The organism is Algoriphagus taiwanensis, assembly GCF_036245645.1.
GTDB lineage: Bacteria > Bacteroidota > Bacteroidia > Cytophagales > Cyclobacteriaceae > Algoriphagus > Algoriphagus taiwanensis.
On sequence record NZ_BTPE01000002.1, the window covers coordinates 380,905 to 397,505 of the forward strand.

General features: G+C 44.1%; 13 protein-coding genes. 4 read left to right on the forward strand and 9 right to left on the reverse strand.

Features of this window, described 5'->3' with window-relative positions; genetic code table 11:
• Positions 1 to 3: 3 nt before the first annotated feature.
• The 4 genes from AAA938_RS03885 to AAA938_RS03900 all read right to left on the reverse strand — a co-directional run bounded on the left by AAA938_RS03885 (position 4) and on the right by AAA938_RS03900 (position 7,057).
• Positions 4 to 2,412 (reverse strand): zinc-dependent metalloprotease, encoded by a 2,409-nt coding sequence (locus AAA938_RS03885; RefSeq protein ID WP_338227329.1) that lies wholly within the window; start codon positions 2,410 to 2,412, stop codon positions 4 to 6.
• Positions 2,413 to 2,579: 167 nt separating this feature from the next.
• Positions 2,580 to 4,673 carry a ComEA family DNA-binding protein gene (locus AAA938_RS03890; protein ID WP_338227330.1) on the reverse strand — a complete coding sequence of 698 codons (2,094 nt, stop codon included), beginning with the start codon at positions 4,671 to 4,673 and terminating at the stop codon, positions 2,580 to 2,582.
• Positions 4,670 to 5,488, reverse strand: coding sequence for a PorV/PorQ family protein (locus AAA938_RS03895; protein WP_338227331.1), 819 nt, complete (start codon positions 5,486 to 5,488; stop codon positions 4,670 to 4,672). Before AAA938_RS03895 ends, AAA938_RS03890 begins: the two co-directional genes overlap by 4 nt.
• Positions 5,489 to 5,611: 123 nt before the next feature.
• Positions 5,612 to 7,057 (reverse strand): BamA/TamA family outer membrane protein, encoded by a 1,446-nt coding sequence (locus AAA938_RS03900; protein ID WP_338227332.1) that lies wholly within the window; start codon positions 7,055 to 7,057, stop codon positions 5,612 to 5,614.
• 59 nt (positions 7,058 to 7,116) lie between these two features.
• Between AAA938_RS03900 and yidD the strand changes: the two genes are divergently transcribed.
• Complete coding sequence (yidD, locus tag AAA938_RS03905) at positions 7,117 to 7,341, forward strand: membrane protein insertion efficiency factor YidD (RefSeq protein WP_338227333.1); 225 nt, start codon at positions 7,117 to 7,119, stop codon at positions 7,339 to 7,341.
• On the opposite strand, the gene AAA938_RS03910 is transcribed toward yidD, so the two are convergent.
• From AAA938_RS03910 to AAA938_RS03930, 5 genes are read right to left on the reverse strand one after another with little or no spacing between them, the layout of a single operon-like run.
• Positions 7,338 to 8,441 (reverse strand): prolipoprotein diacylglyceryl transferase, encoded by a 1,104-nt coding sequence (locus tag AAA938_RS03910; protein ID WP_338227334.1) that lies wholly within the window; start codon positions 8,439 to 8,441, stop codon positions 7,338 to 7,340. The two genes, yidD and AAA938_RS03910, sit on opposite strands and share 4 nt — an antisense overlap.
• A 10-nt stretch (positions 8,442 to 8,451) precedes the next feature.
• The gene (gene nadE / locus AAA938_RS03915; protein WP_338227335.1) at positions 8,452 to 10,290 is read right to left on the reverse strand and encodes an NAD(+) synthase; all 1,839 of its coding nucleotides are present in this window, start codon (positions 10,288 to 10,290) and stop codon (positions 8,452 to 8,454) included.
• 21 nt (positions 10,291 to 10,311) lie between these two features.
• A complete protein-coding gene (gene rnc / locus AAA938_RS03920) occupies positions 10,312 to 11,055 on the reverse strand; it encodes a ribonuclease III (RefSeq protein ID WP_338227336.1) in 744 nt (247 codons plus the stop codon).
• Between the two features lie 5 nt (positions 11,056 to 11,060).
• Positions 11,061 to 12,311 carry a beta-ketoacyl-ACP synthase II gene (gene fabF, locus AAA938_RS03925; protein WP_338227337.1) on the reverse strand — a complete coding sequence of 417 codons (1,251 nt, stop codon included), beginning with the start codon at positions 12,309 to 12,311 and terminating at the stop codon, positions 11,061 to 11,063.
• 22 nt (positions 12,312 to 12,333) lie between these two features.
• On the reverse strand, positions 12,334 to 12,570 hold the full coding sequence (locus tag AAA938_RS03930) for an acyl carrier protein (RefSeq protein WP_026950184.1): 237 nt from the start codon (positions 12,568 to 12,570) through the stop codon (positions 12,334 to 12,336).
• A gap of 151 nt (positions 12,571 to 12,721) precedes the next feature.
• Here AAA938_RS03930 and AAA938_RS03935 point away from each other — a divergent pair, with 151 nt between their 5' ends.
• From AAA938_RS03935 to AAA938_RS03945, 3 genes are all read left to right on the forward strand, one after another.
• Complete coding sequence (locus tag AAA938_RS03935; RefSeq protein WP_338227338.1) at positions 12,722 to 13,150, forward strand: IPExxxVDY family protein; 429 nt, start codon at positions 12,722 to 12,724, stop codon at positions 13,148 to 13,150.
• 8 nt (positions 13,151 to 13,158) lie between these two features.
• Positions 13,159 to 14,589, forward strand: a complete 1,431-nt coding sequence (gene pyk, locus AAA938_RS03940; protein WP_338227339.1) for a pyruvate kinase — start codon at positions 13,159 to 13,161, stop codon at positions 14,587 to 14,589.
• Positions 14,590 to 14,714: 125 nt separating this feature from the next.
• A complete protein-coding gene (locus tag AAA938_RS03945; RefSeq protein ID WP_338227340.1) occupies positions 14,715 to 16,577 on the forward strand; it encodes a fasciclin domain-containing protein in 1,863 nt (620 codons plus the stop codon).
• The last annotated feature ends 24 nt before the right edge of the window (positions 16,578 to 16,601 follow it).

Consider the following 16,601-nt stretch of genomic DNA (forward strand, 5'->3'; position numbering starts at 1 on the left):
TCTTTAAAAGTCACAACTCATTTCTTCCATTCCGATAGGGGCTCCGTCAGGAATACTCAATACATCCTGAGCAGGGAATTCGACAGGAAGCTCTAAGAAGGTTTTGATTTTATCAGAAAGATAATCCCGATGGGCTTTGGTGATTCCACTGCTTCCTTCCATAGCTGAAATTTTTTCCAACTGCATGCGGGCAATTGCTCTCACAGTTTGTGCAGCATCTGGGTTTTTGGACAGATTGATCAGATGGTCCACCAATTTGGATTCGGTCATCCACTTGATCTCATTTTTCAGTCCTCCTGGATTGGAGTTGGAAAATACCTGGGATGTAACCTGATTCAAGACGGTTTCCAAGCTGGGTAGATTTGGGTCGACTAGGTTTTGAAGGTAAATTCGATTAGCCCGGCCTGATTCGAAAAGGAAAGTGAAGGTGGCGTCCACCACATTCTCTGCAGGTGCAATTGGGTCAAATACAGGGCCCGTTCGGGAAGGAAATGTTTCTCGGTTTTTACCATATCCATATGGCCGGGGAGGAATCAACGCCAGAATATGAGAAGGTACTTCCAATTGGTTCGGAGAAATCCCTGTCAATAAGGCTTCCAATGCTTCTTTTTGAAGAGAAGCTGGAATCCACTTCTGATTGGGCTGATTGTCACCTTTTACCTGATAGTTGTAATCCATGCCCCCAATCAACTTGCTCGTCGCTTCTAACTGATAGCGATGCATAAGATAAAGCGGCACGAATACCTCTTCCAAAGTAGCTAGAGGCTCCCCATTGCGGATAGCATTAAGTCCAAAGGTCTTCATTCGGTTTTCCCGAACTTTGAGCAGACGCATATATTCTGCTGGAGCGGAAATGCCATTATCCCAAAGGTGCGATCGAGGATGAGCACCGCTTGGGTCTCTAGAATCAGAGTCAGTGATAAATTCAAAACCTGCAGAATAGGTGTCCAGCAAAGTTTTATTCAAAAACTCCTCTTCGGACTGCCCTGCAGCTGGGGTACCATATCCATAAGTGATTGCCCATTTGTCCCAATCACCGATTTTCAAATCATAAGAATCTGAAAAATCCAGCTCCCCATTAGCATTTTCTTTGATCAAAGGATAGGGGTAGTCCATCACAGAAGATCTGCCATTGGCAGAAGTGGCGTAGCTGTGGGCCAGTCCGATGGTGTGACCGATTTCATGAGCCGAAAGCTGCTTCAGGCGTGTCAGTGCCATTTCCATCATTCTTGGGTCCACAGGCTTACCCTCTTCAAAAGGCTGTATCAATCCTTGGGCAATGAGGTAATCCTGTCTCACTCTCAGAGATCCAAGTGAAACATGCCCTTTCAGGATTTCCCCGGTACGAGGATCTCTCACACTTGATCCATAAGACCAGCCACGGGTAGAGCGGTGTACCCATTGGATGACATTGTATCTCACATCCAGCAAATCCAGCCCTTCCGGAGCCAATTCCACACGGAAGGCATTTTTAAATCCTGCCGCTTCAAAAGCCTGGGCCCACCAATTTCCTCCTTCTATCAAAGCAGAAGCTACAGGCTCAGGAGTGCCTCTATCCAAATAATACACGATGGGTTCTACCACTTCTGATACCGCAGCTGTGGGATCTTTCTTTTCCAATCGATGTCTGGAAATAAACCTTTTTACCAAAGGTTCATCTATAGGGGTGGTGTAGTCCTGATAACTGATGAAGAAAAAGCCAGCTCGAGGGTCAAACTTTCGCATGGCATAAGGCTCAGGAAGCTCGATAAAGGAATGCCTCATTCGTACAGTCACTGCCTCAGGACTTGGAGTTACCGAACGCAGGTAGGCACCTGCACCCGTTCCTGTGAGAGTGATGGTCGCTTCGACTTCTGTGTTTTTGGGGAAGTTTTTGGTCATGGGATAATATAGCGCTGACCTACTCTCATCTACCCGATAATTACCCTGACGGCTTCTGCTAAGACGCTCACTGACTCCATGAGCATCCTGAAGGTAAAATTTAGTAGCTTCTACATAGTGTGTGCCTCCTTCAGATTTGGCGATTTCAAATCCCCAAAGCGTGGATTCTGCAAAAGCATCCTTGATGGATTTGGCTTCGGAGGGATTGTCTGTGTAGGCCCGGAATCCATAATTCTTATGAACCAGGAAGAGCTTGTTGCCTGATTTTCTAAACTCCACTACTCGTGTATCTCCCAATTGACCTCGGTCTAGACCGATATCATTGGAGCCGATACCTGCAGTGAGAGAGTTGACATAAAGGAATTCGGTATCCAGAGATTGTATCTCGAGATAGATTTTCCCTTTTTCTTCGTCGAGATAGAAAGGGACAAACCCTTCTTTTTTCACCATTTTGGAAAAGTCCAGACTTTGTCCAAACCCGGATACCCAAAACAGAGTCAAAAATCCGACAAGGCTGTATAGTTTTTTCATCTGTATATTTTTTGATTTTTATTGGTCAGATGGAATCTTTGACGATTAACATCATCATTGCCATATGAAGCTAATGACAATTTTAATCGTGTCGATTTCATAAGCGTTTTTGCTTTTGGGACAAATTATCAAATACCCGCCTACTTTTTTTACCATCAATGGAAAAATCACTTCAAAAAGTAACGAATCATCAAGGAAGAGTCGGTTTGTCTGGGACCATCTATGGTTTGCAACCCGGAACTGATCATATCCCGGTCCGAATAGCGGGTTTGTGAGATTCTCAAATAGGCTGTGAGTTTGGGATTGATTTGATATTGCCCCAGGATATAATAGCGAATTCCTCTTCCTGAAAAGGCAGGAATGGAAAAGGTCCAAAGCACATTGTTTTCGAAGGCATACAGTCTGTTATCGTAAGTTTCGGCATCAAAAATGGCCCATCTGCCGGTGAGTCTCCACGCTCTTCTTCCATACTGGATATCCTGCAGCGCCATAAATCCTTGGGTTTTTACCCCTTGAATCGTCACTTGGCTCCAAAGTACCCTTGAACGGATAAATAAATTGGTACTCAGGTGGGTTTCCAAGCTCAGCATTCCGTTTTGCTTGAGTACTGGCTCGACTATATAGGGCAATTGGGGATCTCCCGAATGGTTCAGATTTCTGTCTTTTTGTTCCTGACGGATTTGAATGAATGCCAGCAGATTTCTTTTGGGTTGATAGCTGATCCGTGCCAGCCATTCATAGCCTTTAGACGGGGCATACACCCGATACCTCAGCCAGGGGAATTTGAAATAATCATAATAAGCATTGATTTTCCAGATTTTCGAAGGACGGATCTGAATTCCCATGTATAGCCCCTGTTCGTTGATTGGTCTAGTGCTTTCAGCAAAGCCCGAGGAGTAAAAGCTGTGGAAATTGGGGTCGTATTTTCTCCATAAAAGGGAGAAGTCGATCTCTTTGGACAAGCTACTGACCAGTCCCAAAACAGTACCGGTGCCTCTGCTTTGCGAAATAGCCGATTCACCAAAAAGGAAAAAGTTTTTCCAATTGTAATTGAAATAAACGCTGGCCACTCCGTTGGAATTTCCTGAAAATTCCCTGGTATTATACACCCGTTCACTTCTGACCCAAGGTCTGTCAAACCTTGAGGCCAAGGCATTGGCGCCTACTTGCCATCGGCCTGAAGAGTGGGCGTATTGGATATTACCACCGATGTTGGATTCCCGAATTTGATTTTTGGTACTGATTTCACTCAGTGTTCGGTGTAGTCCGGTTTGGGAAAGGGAGCTTATGGTTTCCACGACATTTTCCAAAGTGTCGAGAGCGGATGCAATTCTTCCATCTCTTGGTGCATGGGAAGCAATGGCGGTCACTGTCCAGTTTTTCCATTGTCGGGTCAATCCCAAGCCTCTGAAAAATCCAAACTCCAAAGCTGCGGTATAAGGTAAAATACCAATGCTGCTTCTTCTTACAGTAGGGACGGTTTCAGCCCCTTTTCCCAAAGTATACCCGGCTCCAAAAACCAAACCCTGCCCAAAACTGGCTTGAAAATCTCCCAAAGCAATGGTCCTCCATTTGCCTACCTGATACCGCGTAAAATGGAAGGAGAAGAAGTTGAATCCATATCGTGCGGTCTTTCCATCCCAAGTAAACTGCTCCCCGGCGTCTTTTTCCAAGGTGACGCCCAAACTGAAATCCCTGGGGTGTTGGATTCTGAATCGGAGATAAAGTTCATTAGGATCTCCCAAATATCTTGTGCTCATCCTTCCATTGGAAAGCGTATCTGCCGGGGTGAAGCCGCGCCGCCTTTCCCATGTTCTCCTGTGCCTGAAAAGTAGGTAAGCGTTTTCTTCCTGCTTTAATCTTTGCCAAAAAGGAACAGGCTTTCTGTTTATCTCTCCCAAAGTCACAAAAGGAACCAATGCCTCGATCAGAGCAAGATCAAACTCAGGAATGGCCTGAAGTTCATAAATGGAGATTAATGGTCCGAATTTTTCCCGATAAGCCAGAAAACTTCCCACTTGCAGGGGAGAAAGAAGATAGCTGGCTTGAAGGACTTCTGAATTGGCTTGATTGAGATTGATGGGGTTTTGGTATAGTTGAAAAAGTGCTTCATAGATTGCTTCGTAGTCAATATCCTCATCCTGAACAGGGAAAAGCCGCTCGATGAAGCTTTCCAAATCAACTGGCGGGTTGTCTTTTTGCTGAGCTAGGCAGATTCCGGGGAGAAAAAGAAAAACCAAGCAAAGTAAGATTCTCATCATTTTCCCAGTTTATATCCCAAACTCAAGTGATGAGAGACTCCCAAGGCGGTGTTTTCTCCAAATGCATAATCAAATCCAAATCGGTCCCTTCTCAAACCCAACCCAAAATTGATCCGTGAAGGATTGCTTCCCACACCAGCCCTGAGAAAAATCCAATCTTGAAGCTTGTACTCCAATCCAGTCCTGAAAATAGGCTTGGTTTCCACTTCTTTTTCTATTTCTGCAGAAAGGGAAAGCTGATCAGATGCCAAATAAGAAATTCCCATTTGGATCAAAGTGGGTAGAAGCTGCTCAGAGTTTCTGCTGAATTTTGCTTGATTGAGATTGGAAAAATGAGCTCCCAAAAATGTCTTGGGGCCTAGTTCTGCCACTCCTCCCAAAGAAATCAGAAACGAATGGGCACTACCAAACCCTTCTATCTGAGTTTGAAACCAATCCAACTTGACCCCAAGGGAGACAATGCCCAGGGTATTGGAAAATCCAATTCCCAGAATTTGCTGATTGAAGAATTGATCCCCAAAACTGCTGACTCCCAAGCCAAAAGTCCCCACCTTGCTTTTAATTCCTCCGGCAAGGCTGTAAGTGCTCAGCTCTTTCAATCCAAACCTGGAATCATATCCTGCCACCAATTCACTTTCTTCCAGCCGGTCCAGATTTCCTACATTATTGAAAAAGGTCCAGGCATCTCTGGTAAACAAACGAAGCTGACCCATTCCTTGGCTTCTCGCACCATAGGATTGGGTAAGTGGGTCTGTTTGACAAAAAGCTAAATGTGTAAAAAGACCCAGGAAGCATAAAAGTATAATTTGCCTCATGGTAGGAATAAAAGTATAGATTCAATTTACTAATTAAGTAAATGAAAGTGTTCTTTGATAGGAGAAAAAGTTTAAGGAAACAGGAAAGTAATTTCCTGATGCTAAGTGGATCGAAGGATTAAATTAGAAGGGAGCTCTGAAATTGAAAAAGATGTTGCCTTCTCCCTGATTGTTGACTGAGTATTCCAGGCGAAGTACTGCATCGTAAAAGCCTACAATGTCAATTCCTGCTCCATAGCCAAAAAGGTATTGATTGGTCAAGCGTGCATTTTCAGGGATTTCATTTCGGTCTGTGACATAGCCGTGGTCAAAGTTTCCGCTGAGGTACATTTTGAAAGGAAGTGTGTTGAACTGGTCTCCGGGAAGATACCTGGAGATATCAATTGCAAAATCCAAAAACTTGTATCGCACACTGTTCTTTTGGACATACAGTTGCTGTCCCTCGATTACATTCAGCTCATATCCCCGAATAAAATTTGGGTTATACCCAATCCCCCTGACCAAAGTGTAGGGTTGTTGGTCACTAAGGAACCAAACTCCGGTGAGCCCAGCTGCAAAATGAATCCGCTCGGTAAGAGGTTTATAAATGTTCGCATTGATATTGATTTCTATTTCATCAATGTCCTCGGTGTTGAATATCCCGTATTTGGTTGCCGAAATCTGTAATAATTCCCCATCTGTGGCATAAGCGACATTATCCCGCTTATCGTGCCTAAACGAATATTGGAAATAGGCATAGCGAAGGTTGTTTTCACCGTGTTGGAAGTAATTCGGGTTTTCGTTTAAGACATCAGGATTGATCCAGGTGTAGTTGTATCCCAGGGTGACAAAATGGAAATTATAGAAGGTTCTTCGATAGGTGTATCTCAAGGCAGTGGAGAAGTTTTTCCTCAACACCTCCTCCATTTCGTTGGTGTAGAAGACCTGTCGATTAAATTCCGATTTGATGGGAATGGTTTTCTGGTCGGCGTAGGTCAGCTGAAATGCAAGTCCGTGTTTCTGCTTTTTGTCTATATAAGGTTTGGAATAAAGCATATCCAAGGCCTTGGTAAATCCCAACTGTCCGGAAAATCGAAGTTTTTCATTTCTTCCACCCACGTTGGAATGGCTGACTCTGAGGCCGTAGTTTACCCTTGACCAATCTCTGCCTTGGTTGGTCCACCATTCAGCAAAGTTTCGATCTGCGAGTTGGAAGATAATGGAGGGTAGAATATACCATCGCTCCTTGACCGAAATGAGGATTTCTACTTCCTCTTCTCCCGTAAACAGGGGAGTGATTTCTACTTCCGTAAAAAGTCTGAGGTTATAGATTTTCTGCTGATCCGCTTGGATGATACCAACAAAAGTCTCCCAATCGTAATAGTAATCTGTAGTAAAATCAAGCTCCCTCAGGATGACACTTTTTTGGGTTTTCTGATTTCCTATGATAAAAATATTATTCACCTTCACTCGCTCCGGTGCTCCTGGGTTGACCGGTGCGTAAGAGGTATCCTGTGCCAAGACCGGAGTTCCGGTCCCGATACCCAACAAAAACAACAGAATGAATAAATATTTTACAAAAGCCGACAATGGAATTCTCTTTCTTTAATTTTGGTTTTCCCTTTATACGATAAAAGGCCAGCGAGAAGATGATCAAAACCTACATCAGAAAGATAGCGATATTTCCAGTGCTGGTGTATCAGTATGTCATTTCTCCGCTTTTTCCTGCCTCTTGCCGCTATACACCTACCTGCAGCCAATACATGAAAGAGGCGATCCTGAAGCATGGCCCCATCAAAGGTGGTTGGTTGGGGTTCAAAAGAATCGGACGATGCCATCCTTGGGGAGGGCATGGTCACGATCCGGTTCCCTAGATTTTTTCGGTTTTAAATCCTGTTTTCAATGCTCTGAAAATCAGAAAAATGCCCAAAAGAACGAGAGGAACACTTAGGATTTGTCCCATATTGAACTGCATTCCGCTCTCGAAATCGACTTGGACTTCTTTGTAAAACTCCCAGATAAAGCGCATTCCAAATACTGAAATCAGGAATAGACCTAACAAGAGTCCATCAGGGAGATTGGATTTGAACTTGATCCACAACGCCAGAAGTACGAGGAAAATAAGGAAATAGGATGCTGCCTCATAGATCTGGGTTGGATATTTTGCCTTTCCGAAGGTACGGACGGTCACCAGATAATTTCCGGGTTGTTCTTTGATCTCATAATCCAGAGGAGTTTCTGCAGGCTCCGCCAAAAACTCCTGAGAGGAATTGAAGCGGGTAAGTGCATACTTGATGTCTTGCTCCAGAATCTGACTGAGCTCTTCTTGGGAGAAATTCCCTTTGGAAATGACCAAATCAAAATTCACAGGTACGATACCATTTCCGGTCAGCTCCGAATCTCGGTCAGCAGGTTTGTAGGCGTCAATGGATTCAATGGGTACTTTCAGGTTTTGAAGAATTTCTTCTGTATCTCTTGCGAAAACAAATCCAGAATCACTTCCCGAGTCTTTTCCCACGATCTCAGAGTTCATCAAGTTTCCTACCCGAATCAAAGCACCGGTCATGGCAGTCACAATAACTATTCGGTCTACTACCCACAGGTAGCTTTGACCTGGTGTACGCTTGGCATAAAGCCAAAGGGCAAATAAAATGGCCACAGCAGCTCCATGGGAGGCAAGTCCACCTTCCCACACTTTCAAGATGGAAAGGGGATTGCTGAGATATTTGTCCGGTTCGTAGAAGAGTACATGACCCAACCGAGCTCCTATGATGGTAGCCAAAACCATGTAAATGGTCAATTTGTCCACTAATCTTTCATCCTGTCCTTCTTTTTTGAAAAAGTAAACCATGATTTGCTGGGAGATTATAAATCCCAAGGCAAAGAGTAAACTATACCATCTGAGCCTTTCAAATCCTGAAAAAACGGCCGGATTGGGGTCCCATACGATGTAGCTAAGAATAAATGAAAGCATAAGATTTTTATTAAAGTTGGTCTAATTGCCGGAGTTCTTCCTCAAACCCACCGGATAAAATTGGGAATCTATACCAAGTTTTGGGATCGACATTGAACTCGTCCAAATGAAAAGACGGAGCCAATCTCTCTCTTTTCCATTGATTACGGGACCAAAGTCGGAAGAATTTTTTAATGTACCCCTTCAATTGTTCAGGATCTAGGTCAGTTTCAGTTTTGAGTAGCTCAAAGGTATCCATAGGAGATCTACGGTCACGGATGGCCAATCGCTCAATTTCTACCAGCAGGGAATAGGGCATCAAGTCTGTTTCATCCGTTTGGGTATTCTCGAGAGGTCGTAACTCTGCGGTCGGGGTTAAGCTATTCACAGCAGCAAGTCCAGGTCTGTCCAATTCTTTTTCAGCCCACTTGAGCCAGTGGATGATGAAATGCTTGTCCACTGCAGCTATGGGGGAAATACTTCCACTGGTATCCCCGTCCATCGTAGTATATCCTACATCCCCTTCACTTCTGTTGGAGGTGGAGAGAAGTAGGGCTTGGTTGAGATTGGCCAACATCCAGATGATTGGAGAGCGCGTACGAGCTTGGATATTTTGCAAAGTGATGTCGTCCTTTTCCCAAGTCAGTTTTCTGCCAATGGCCTTCTCGATTTTTTCAGTGTAGGAGCTGACTTCTTCGTCTATAGTCCAGGAATAAAATTTTGCACCCAGGCTTTCAGCCAGTGTTTTGGCAGAATTGAAGGTGTCTTCTGATGAATTCCTAGTCCCTTGATAGGCTGTAGTCAGTAAGAGTCCAACCAGTTCTTTTTTAGGATCTTCAGTTTGAAAGGAGTGTACCAAGCCGATTTTTTCCAAAAACTTCTCCAGACCCAATTCATCCACTCCTCTACTCACCATTTCAGCGACAAGCACGGCAATGGTGGAGGAATCGGCTCCGCCTGAAAGAGATAACACAAACCCCTTGCTCTTGCTTTTTCTCAGGTAATCAAAAAGGCCCAAAGAAGATGCTTGGACAAATTCCCATTCCTTAGCTTGAATAGGGGCTGGATTTTGTTCTTTATTTTCTAGGGTGAATATCAGGACCTGAAAGTCCTGAAAAGAAAGCAGCTGATTTCTGCCAAGGATATTCCCATCTTTTGCCAAAAGGATTTCCCCATCAAAAATCATCCTGCCGGATTCATTGCCCAATAAATTGACATAAGCATAATAGCAGTCAAAAGTCTTCGAGCTAAATTCAATTAATTCTTTTCGCTCCAAGGTTTTCTTCATTGCAAAATGTGAAGCGCTTGGATTGAAAATTAAATCAACTTTTCGGTCCCTCAGCCGATATCCCGGTCGCACTGGACCTCTCCATGCATCTTCGCAGATTTCAAAGCCATAGTGAATTCCCTGAAGATGGAAAGTAAGATCACCGAATGGGATTTTTTCTCCCTGCCACTCCAATTGAATGACTTCGTGAGCTTGCCAAGGGGTAAACCATCGAAACTCGTAATGCACCCCGTCAATCGCCATGAACTGCTTGGCGACAAAACCTTTTAAAATCCCATTTTCAATTACAGCGACGGTATTATAGACTTTGTCAGCCATTCTCACCGGTAGGCCAACAGCCACGGTAATTCCCTGACAGTACGGAATCAACTTCGCCAATTGTGAAAGTGCCTTCTGGGGGTACCAGTAACTTAAAAAGAGGTCCTCTGAGCCGTATCCCGTAATGGCCAATTCCGGAAAACATACCAAATCTGCACGCTGTTCTTTGGCAGCTGCTATTGCTTTCAGGATACGATTGAGGTTGCCTTCCCAATCCAATGGGGTTTGGTTGACCGTAGCACAGGCGATTCTTAAGGGATTCATTCGGTTTTGAAAAATCGGAAGTTAGGGATTTAGCAGATCGAGTTGTTCGCAGGCTATTCGTGAGGCGTCTTGTTCGGCTTTCTTTTTTGTAGCGCCTTTGCCTTGGAACACCTGACTGTTTTCTACTCTAAGCTCTACAACAAACTCTTTGAATTGTTGGTTGCCATTTACTTGAATTACCACAAAATCTACCTGTTTGTTCTCTTTCTGAGACCACTCAATGATTTTACTTTTGTAATTGTAAATGGTGCTGACCATTTCATCCAAATCCATGTGAATAAGAATACGGGTAAGGATCAACTTTTTGGTAAACCGATAACCCCTGTCCAAATAAACAGCCCCAAGAAAAGCTTCGAGTATGTCACCATAAAGGGATTTATTTCCGGTAAACTGCCGACTGTCGATCACCAGATGTAGGGCGTTTTTAAGGCCGATTTTGATGCCTATTGAATTGAGGGTTTCTCTATTTACCAGCTTGGAGCGGGTTTCGGTCAAAAAGCCCTCATCCCGGAAAGGATATTTTTTGAATAGATACTCTGCAATGACTGCGCCCAAGACTGCATCTCCGAGGAATTCCAATCGTTCATTGGAAATTTTGAGGCCCTTGTAGCTTTCTTCATTGAGTCCGGCTGGAGTAAGTGCTAGTCGAAAAAGGGATAAATTCAAAGGCTTGCGTCCAGTGATCATTTTGATCGAGGAGGCAAGCCTTTTGTCTTTGGTATTGAAGAAAAGAGTATGAAATCCGAGTCTCTGAAAGAGTTTCACTCTGCTCAGTTATATTTTTTGAAAATGACGGAACAGTTGTGACCTCCGAATCCAAAGGTATTGCTCAAGGCAAAATTGATATCTCTTTTCTGAGCTTTGTTGAAAGTCAAGTTTAATCCTGGATCAAAAACTTCATCATCCGTGAAGTGATTGATGGTAGGAGGGACTAGGCTATTTTGAATAGCCAAAATTGAGGCAATGGCTTCAATAGCACCTGCCGCACCGAGTAGGTGTCCGGTCATGGATTTGGTACTGCTGATGTTGAGCTTGTAAGCATGCTCTCCAAATACCTTCTGAATAGCCTTGGTTTCACTTACATCCCCGAGCGGAGTAGATGTGCCATGAACGTTGATGTAATCAATCTGCTCAGGCTTTAACCCAGCATCTTCCAGAGCGATTTCCATTACACTGCTGGCACCCAGACCTTCTGGGTGAGGGGCAGTGATATGGTTGGCATCGGCAGTCATTCCACCACCTACCAGCTCCGCATAGATTTTGGCTCCTCTTGCTTTGGCATGCTCCAGTTCTTCCAAGATCAATGCTCCAGCGCCTTCTCCAAGGACAAATCCATCACGATCCTTGTCAAATGGACGAGAGGCCGTTTCTGGAGATTCGTTTCTTTGGGATAGTGCTTTCATGGCATTGAATCCTCCAATTCCAGCTTCTGTTACAGCTGCTTCGGAGCCTCCACTGATAAACAGGTCGGCCTTTCCTAGGCGGATGTAATTGAAAGCATCAATAAGAGCATTTGTAGCAGAGGCACAGGCTGATACAGTAACAAAGTTGGGTCCTCTGAATCCATACTTGATGGAAATGAAGCCCGCAGCAATGTCAGCGATCATTTTGGGAATAAAGAAGGGATTGAATCGTGGAGTACCGTCTCCTTTGGCAAACTCGGTGACCTCTTCCTGGAAGGTGCGAAGTCCTCCGATACCGGAACCCCAAATTACGCCTGCACGGCTTTTGTCAATGCTTTCCAAATCGATACCCGAATCTGCCATAGCTTCATCAACCGTGATCATGGCATATTGGGTGAAGGGATCCATTTTTCTTGCCTCTTTCCTGTCGATGAAATCCTCTACATTGAGGTTTTTTACTTCGCAGGCAAATTGGGTCTTGAAAAGTGAAGCGTCGAACCGAGTGATAGGCGCAGCGCCGCTCACACCACTAGACAAGCCTTTCCAAAATTCATCTTTGGTATTGCCTATTGGTGTGAGAGCACCTATACCCGTTACAACAACTCGTCTTAAATTCATGTGCTGAATTTACTGGATTGAATTATTTTACGTTAGCCTCAAGGTAAGTGATAGCCTGGCCTACTGTGCCAATCTGCTCAGCTTGATCATCTGGAATAGAAATGTTGAACTCCTTTTCAAACTCCATGATCAATTCTACAGTGTCCAGAGAATCAGCGCCCAAATCATTGGTGAAGCTAGCTTCCATAGTCACTTCAGACTCTTCTACGCCAAGTTTGTCAACAATGATGGCCTTTACTTTTTGTGCAATTTCAGACATTTTGTGATCAGTTTAGTTAATAACACTCCGCAAAGAAATATATTTAATGCCTAATTGACAAAGAAAAGATTGAAGTTAATTTATGGTCTGATGCATGGTCTTTGCTCTAGATTTTTATCCCTAACTTTGCTTTGATCTGTTTTTTTTCTGAATGAAGAAGGCCAAATTATTTATAGAACCCACTTTTGACTTCAATTTACTGGGGATTGTCTCTCCTGTAAAAGACTATAAATTAGCCTGGCTGATCAATCGAACCCTTCAAATCAATCTGGTCAGATCGGAGGATCTTCTCATTGAATTCCTCAGCAATCCCAATCTGGAGATTTCTCAGTTTTTTCTTTCTTTGCCTCATGGTTTTATTCAACTTTTGAAAAATAAATCACTCAATTCTTCCCAGCAATTGGCATATTTGATCCCTGAACTCAGAAATATGGATTATTTCCTGCTGATTCAGGACGATACAGGACTGATTGATTTGGGAGATTATTTGAAAAAGCTTGCCGATAACCCATTCATCCAAAGTGTAGTCAAACTTGATGTGTCCAAACTTAAATCAAAAGAGAACCTATTAACTTATTAAAAAGCGCAATGAGCCCACTTCCGTTCAAAAAGACAAAGATTCTAGCCACCATAGGACCCGCTTCCAATAATTACGAAATGATCAAAAGCCTGGCTGCTGCCGGTGCCAATGTTTTTCGACTCAATTTCTCTCACGGAAGCCATGAAGTCCATCAGGAGGTCGTTCAGATCATTCGCAGAGTCAATAAAGAACTCAATTGCCATCTTGGGATCCTTCAAGATCTCCAAGGTCCTAAAATCCGCGTCGGAGAAGTCGAAAATAACGGGGTAGAAATCAAACCCGGTGAGCAGATTACCATCACCAATGAGCCTGTGGTCGGTACTTCTTCTTTGGTATCTACAGTCTATCAAAATCTTCCTCAGGACGTGGTTCCTGGAGATAGAATTTTGATCGATGATGGAAACCTCGAGGTGCTCGTAAATAGCACTGACGGAAAAAATGTGAATTGTACCGTGGTCCATGGAGGCATTCTCAAGTCCAGAAAGGGAATCAATCTTCCCAACACCAAAGTTTCGGCTCCTTCCTTGACTGAAAAAGATTTGGAGGATTTGGAATTTGGACTTAGTCAGGATGTGGATTGGATTGCCTTGTCTTTCGTGAGATCAGCAGACGATATTTTGGATTTGAGACAGAGAATTCAAAAAGCAGGTAAATTCTGTAAAATCGTTGCAAAGATCGAAAAGCCTGAGGCCTTGGAAAATATCGACGCCATCATAGAAGCCACCGACGCGATCATGGTCGCTAGAGGTGATCTCGGGGTGGAAGTGCCTATGGAAATTGTACCCCTATGGCAGAAGAAAATGGTCCAAAAGTGTAAACAAGCTTGCAAACCGGTCATCATTGCTACCCAGATGATGGAGAGCATGATCCAAAATCCAAGACCAACACGAGCAGAAACTAACGATGTGGCCAACGCGGTATTGGACGGAGCAGATGCGGTAATGCTTTCTGCTGAGACTGCTTCAGGAAAATACCCGGTCAATGCGGTAAAAGCCATGACCAGTATTATCACCTATTTGGAGCAAAACGCAGAGATCTATCACAATCTGTATAAAATTCCGGAAGAGGATCCTACATTCCAAAGCAGCAATTTGGTTTTGATGGCAGCCAGACTTTCCCGAAATGTGAAAGCCAAGGCGATCGTAGGAATTACCTCCTCAGGTTTCACCGGATTCAAAATCGCTTCTCACAGACCCTTTGCCAATATTTTTGTTTTCACCAGAAATGAAAAGCTTCTGACTCAAATGGCTTTGGTTTGGGGAGTAAGAGCATACTACTATACCAATCAGATTTCGACGGATGCCACCTTTGAGGATATTGAGAATACGCTGAAGCAGGATGGACATGTGAAATCGGGAGATCTGATCATCAATACAGCAAGTATGCCTCTCAAGCAAAAAGGCAAAACCAATATGCTTAAAATCCATGTGGTAGACTAAGCGAGTTAATCTTCAGATCAAGGGGTGAATTAATCAGTTCACCCCTTTTTTTATACAATTCGAAGGAAGGGGGCGGACAAATGTTTAATCTTTTTGTTCATAGGCTAAACAAAAATTAACTACCTATGACAAAACTCTTGCGATTTCTATTAGTAGGATCTTTCTTTTTCACGATCCTTTCCTGTAGCGAAGACTATCAAGGACCGATTCCTTATCCTACCTTGATTGAGGCTGCTAATGAAGCAGGTCTTACCACTTTGGTAACTGCTGTACGTGCCATCCCTGGTTTGGAGGCTACTCTTCAAGACCAGCAGGCAATTACTGTTTTTGCACCAACCAACGATGCTTTTGCTAATGCTCTGACTGCATTTGGAGCAACTGATCTTAATGACTTGGTGGCAAAATTGGGAGGTCCTGCAAATCTTCAGACCGTTTTGGGATTCCATGTGGTTCCTGCTGTTGCCTTTTCAAGAAACTTGAATGAGGACAATACCTTTACCACACTAGCAGGACAAACCCTTCGCGTAAGATCTACTCCAGGTTCTGTCACTGTCACTGATGCTGCCGGAAATGTGGCTCAGGTTGTTCAGGCAGACGTGGAAATCGAAAATGGGGTAGTCCATGTGATTGACCGCGTTTTGCTTCCTGAACTTGATTTGCCTAAGCCAACTCTCGTAGAGGCTGCTACCGAAGCTGGTTTGACTACTTTGTTGACCGCTGTCACTGCAGTAGATGGCTTGGCTAATGCCCTCCTTTCTGCTCCTGCGATCACTGTTTTTGCACCTACCAATGAGGCCTTTGCAGCTGCATTGCAAGTTTTTGGAGCAAGTGACTTGAACGAATTGGTAGTAAAAATCGGAGGCGTTGAAAACTTAGAAAAAGTTCTTGGCTTCCACGTGGTACCAGCGGTAGCTTTCTCCACTGACCTAGCAGCGACAAATACTTTCACTACCCTTTCCGGACAGGAAATTACAGTGGAACGCGCTGGCGGTACGGTGACTGTCACCGATCAATTAGGTAGAACTGCTCAAGTGGTAGCTGCTGATGTGGAAATTGCCAATGGGGTAGTCCATGTGATCAATGGAGTGATGCTTCCTGATTTGATGCTGCCCAATATTGTAGAAGCTGCTCAGGCCGCTGGCCTATCTGTCTTGTTGGACGCAGTGACTGCTGCTGATTTGGGAGGAGCTCTACTGAATGCTGATGCAATCACTGTCTTCGCACCAACCAACGATGCTTTTGTAGCTGCCCTTCAGGCATTTAATGCTGCTGACCTCAATCAATTGGTAGCGAGAATTGGTGGCATGGAAAATCTTCAAGCTGTTTTGGGCTTCCATGTTGTGCCTGCTGTTGCTTTCTCAACGGATTTGGCAGCGACTAACACATTTACTACGCTTGCTGGTCAGGAACTGACAGTGGCAAGTTCTGCATCCGGAGTAACTGTGACTGATGCATTGGGCAATACTGTAAACGTAGTTGCTGCTGATGTAGCTATTTCCAATGGTGTTGTTCATGTCATCGACGGTGTATTGCTTCCTGAATTGGATCTTCCAAATGTCGTAGAAGCTGCGCAGGCTGCTAATTTGACTGTCTTGCTCGACGCTGTTACTGCTGCAGGCCTTGGAGGCACACTCCTTGATCAAGAAGCAATGACCGTATTTGCTCCAACCAATCAGGCATTTTTGGATTTGCTAGAAGCTCTTAACTTGGGATCCTTGCAAGAACTGATCAACACCTTGGGTGTAGATGCGGTGACCAAAGTGTTGGGCTTCCACATAGTACCTGCCACGGCCTTCTCCTTTGACCTGGCAGAAGGTGCGCAGCAAGTGCCTACCTTGGCCGGTGAAAACCTGACTGTAACCAGATCCGGAAACAATGTGACCGTAACCGATGCTTCTGGAAACACCTACAATGTAGTAGTTGCTGATGTGGCTATTGAAAATGGGGTGGTTCATGTCATCGACGGAGTGGTTTTACCAACGCTCTAACAGAATATCCAAATCAATAATCTT

What these genes read in the sequence shown, in the direction of transcription:
- nadE (WP_338227335.1), bottom strand. Translation starts at nt 10,290, where the DNA reads ATGAATCCCTTAAGAATCGCCTGTGCTACGGTCAACCAAACCCCATTG.
- yidD (WP_338227333.1), top strand. Translation starts at nt 7,117, where the DNA reads ATGATCAAAACCTACATCAGAAAGATAGCGATATTTCCAGTGCTGGTG.
- pyk (WP_338227339.1), top strand. Translation starts at nt 13,159, where the DNA reads ATGAGCCCACTTCCGTTCAAAAAGACAAAGATTCTAGCCACCATAGGA.
- AAA938_RS03885 (WP_338227329.1), bottom strand. Translation starts at nt 2,412, where the DNA reads ATGAAAAAACTATACAGCCTTGTCGGATTTTTGACTCTGTTTTGGGTA.
- AAA938_RS03935 (WP_338227338.1), top strand. Translation starts at nt 12,722, where the DNA reads ATGAAGAAGGCCAAATTATTTATAGAACCCACTTTTGACTTCAATTTA.
- AAA938_RS03945 (WP_338227340.1), top strand. Translation starts at nt 14,715, where the DNA reads ATGACAAAACTCTTGCGATTTCTATTAGTAGGATCTTTCTTTTTCACG.
- AAA938_RS03930 (WP_026950184.1), bottom strand. Translation starts at nt 12,570, where the DNA reads ATGTCTGAAATTGCACAAAAAGTAAAGGCCATCATTGTTGACAAACTT.
- AAA938_RS03910 (WP_338227334.1), bottom strand. Translation starts at nt 8,441, where the DNA reads ATGCTTTCATTTATTCTTAGCTACATCGTATGGGACCCCAATCCGGCC.
- AAA938_RS03895 (WP_338227331.1), bottom strand. Translation starts at nt 5,488, where the DNA reads ATGAGGCAAATTATACTTTTATGCTTCCTGGGTCTTTTTACACATTTA.
- fabF (WP_338227337.1), bottom strand. Translation starts at nt 12,311, where the DNA reads ATGAATTTAAGACGAGTTGTTGTAACGGGTATAGGTGCTCTCACACCA.
- AAA938_RS03890 (WP_338227330.1), bottom strand. Translation starts at nt 4,673, where the DNA reads ATGATGAGAATCTTACTTTGCTTGGTTTTTCTTTTTCTCCCCGGAATC.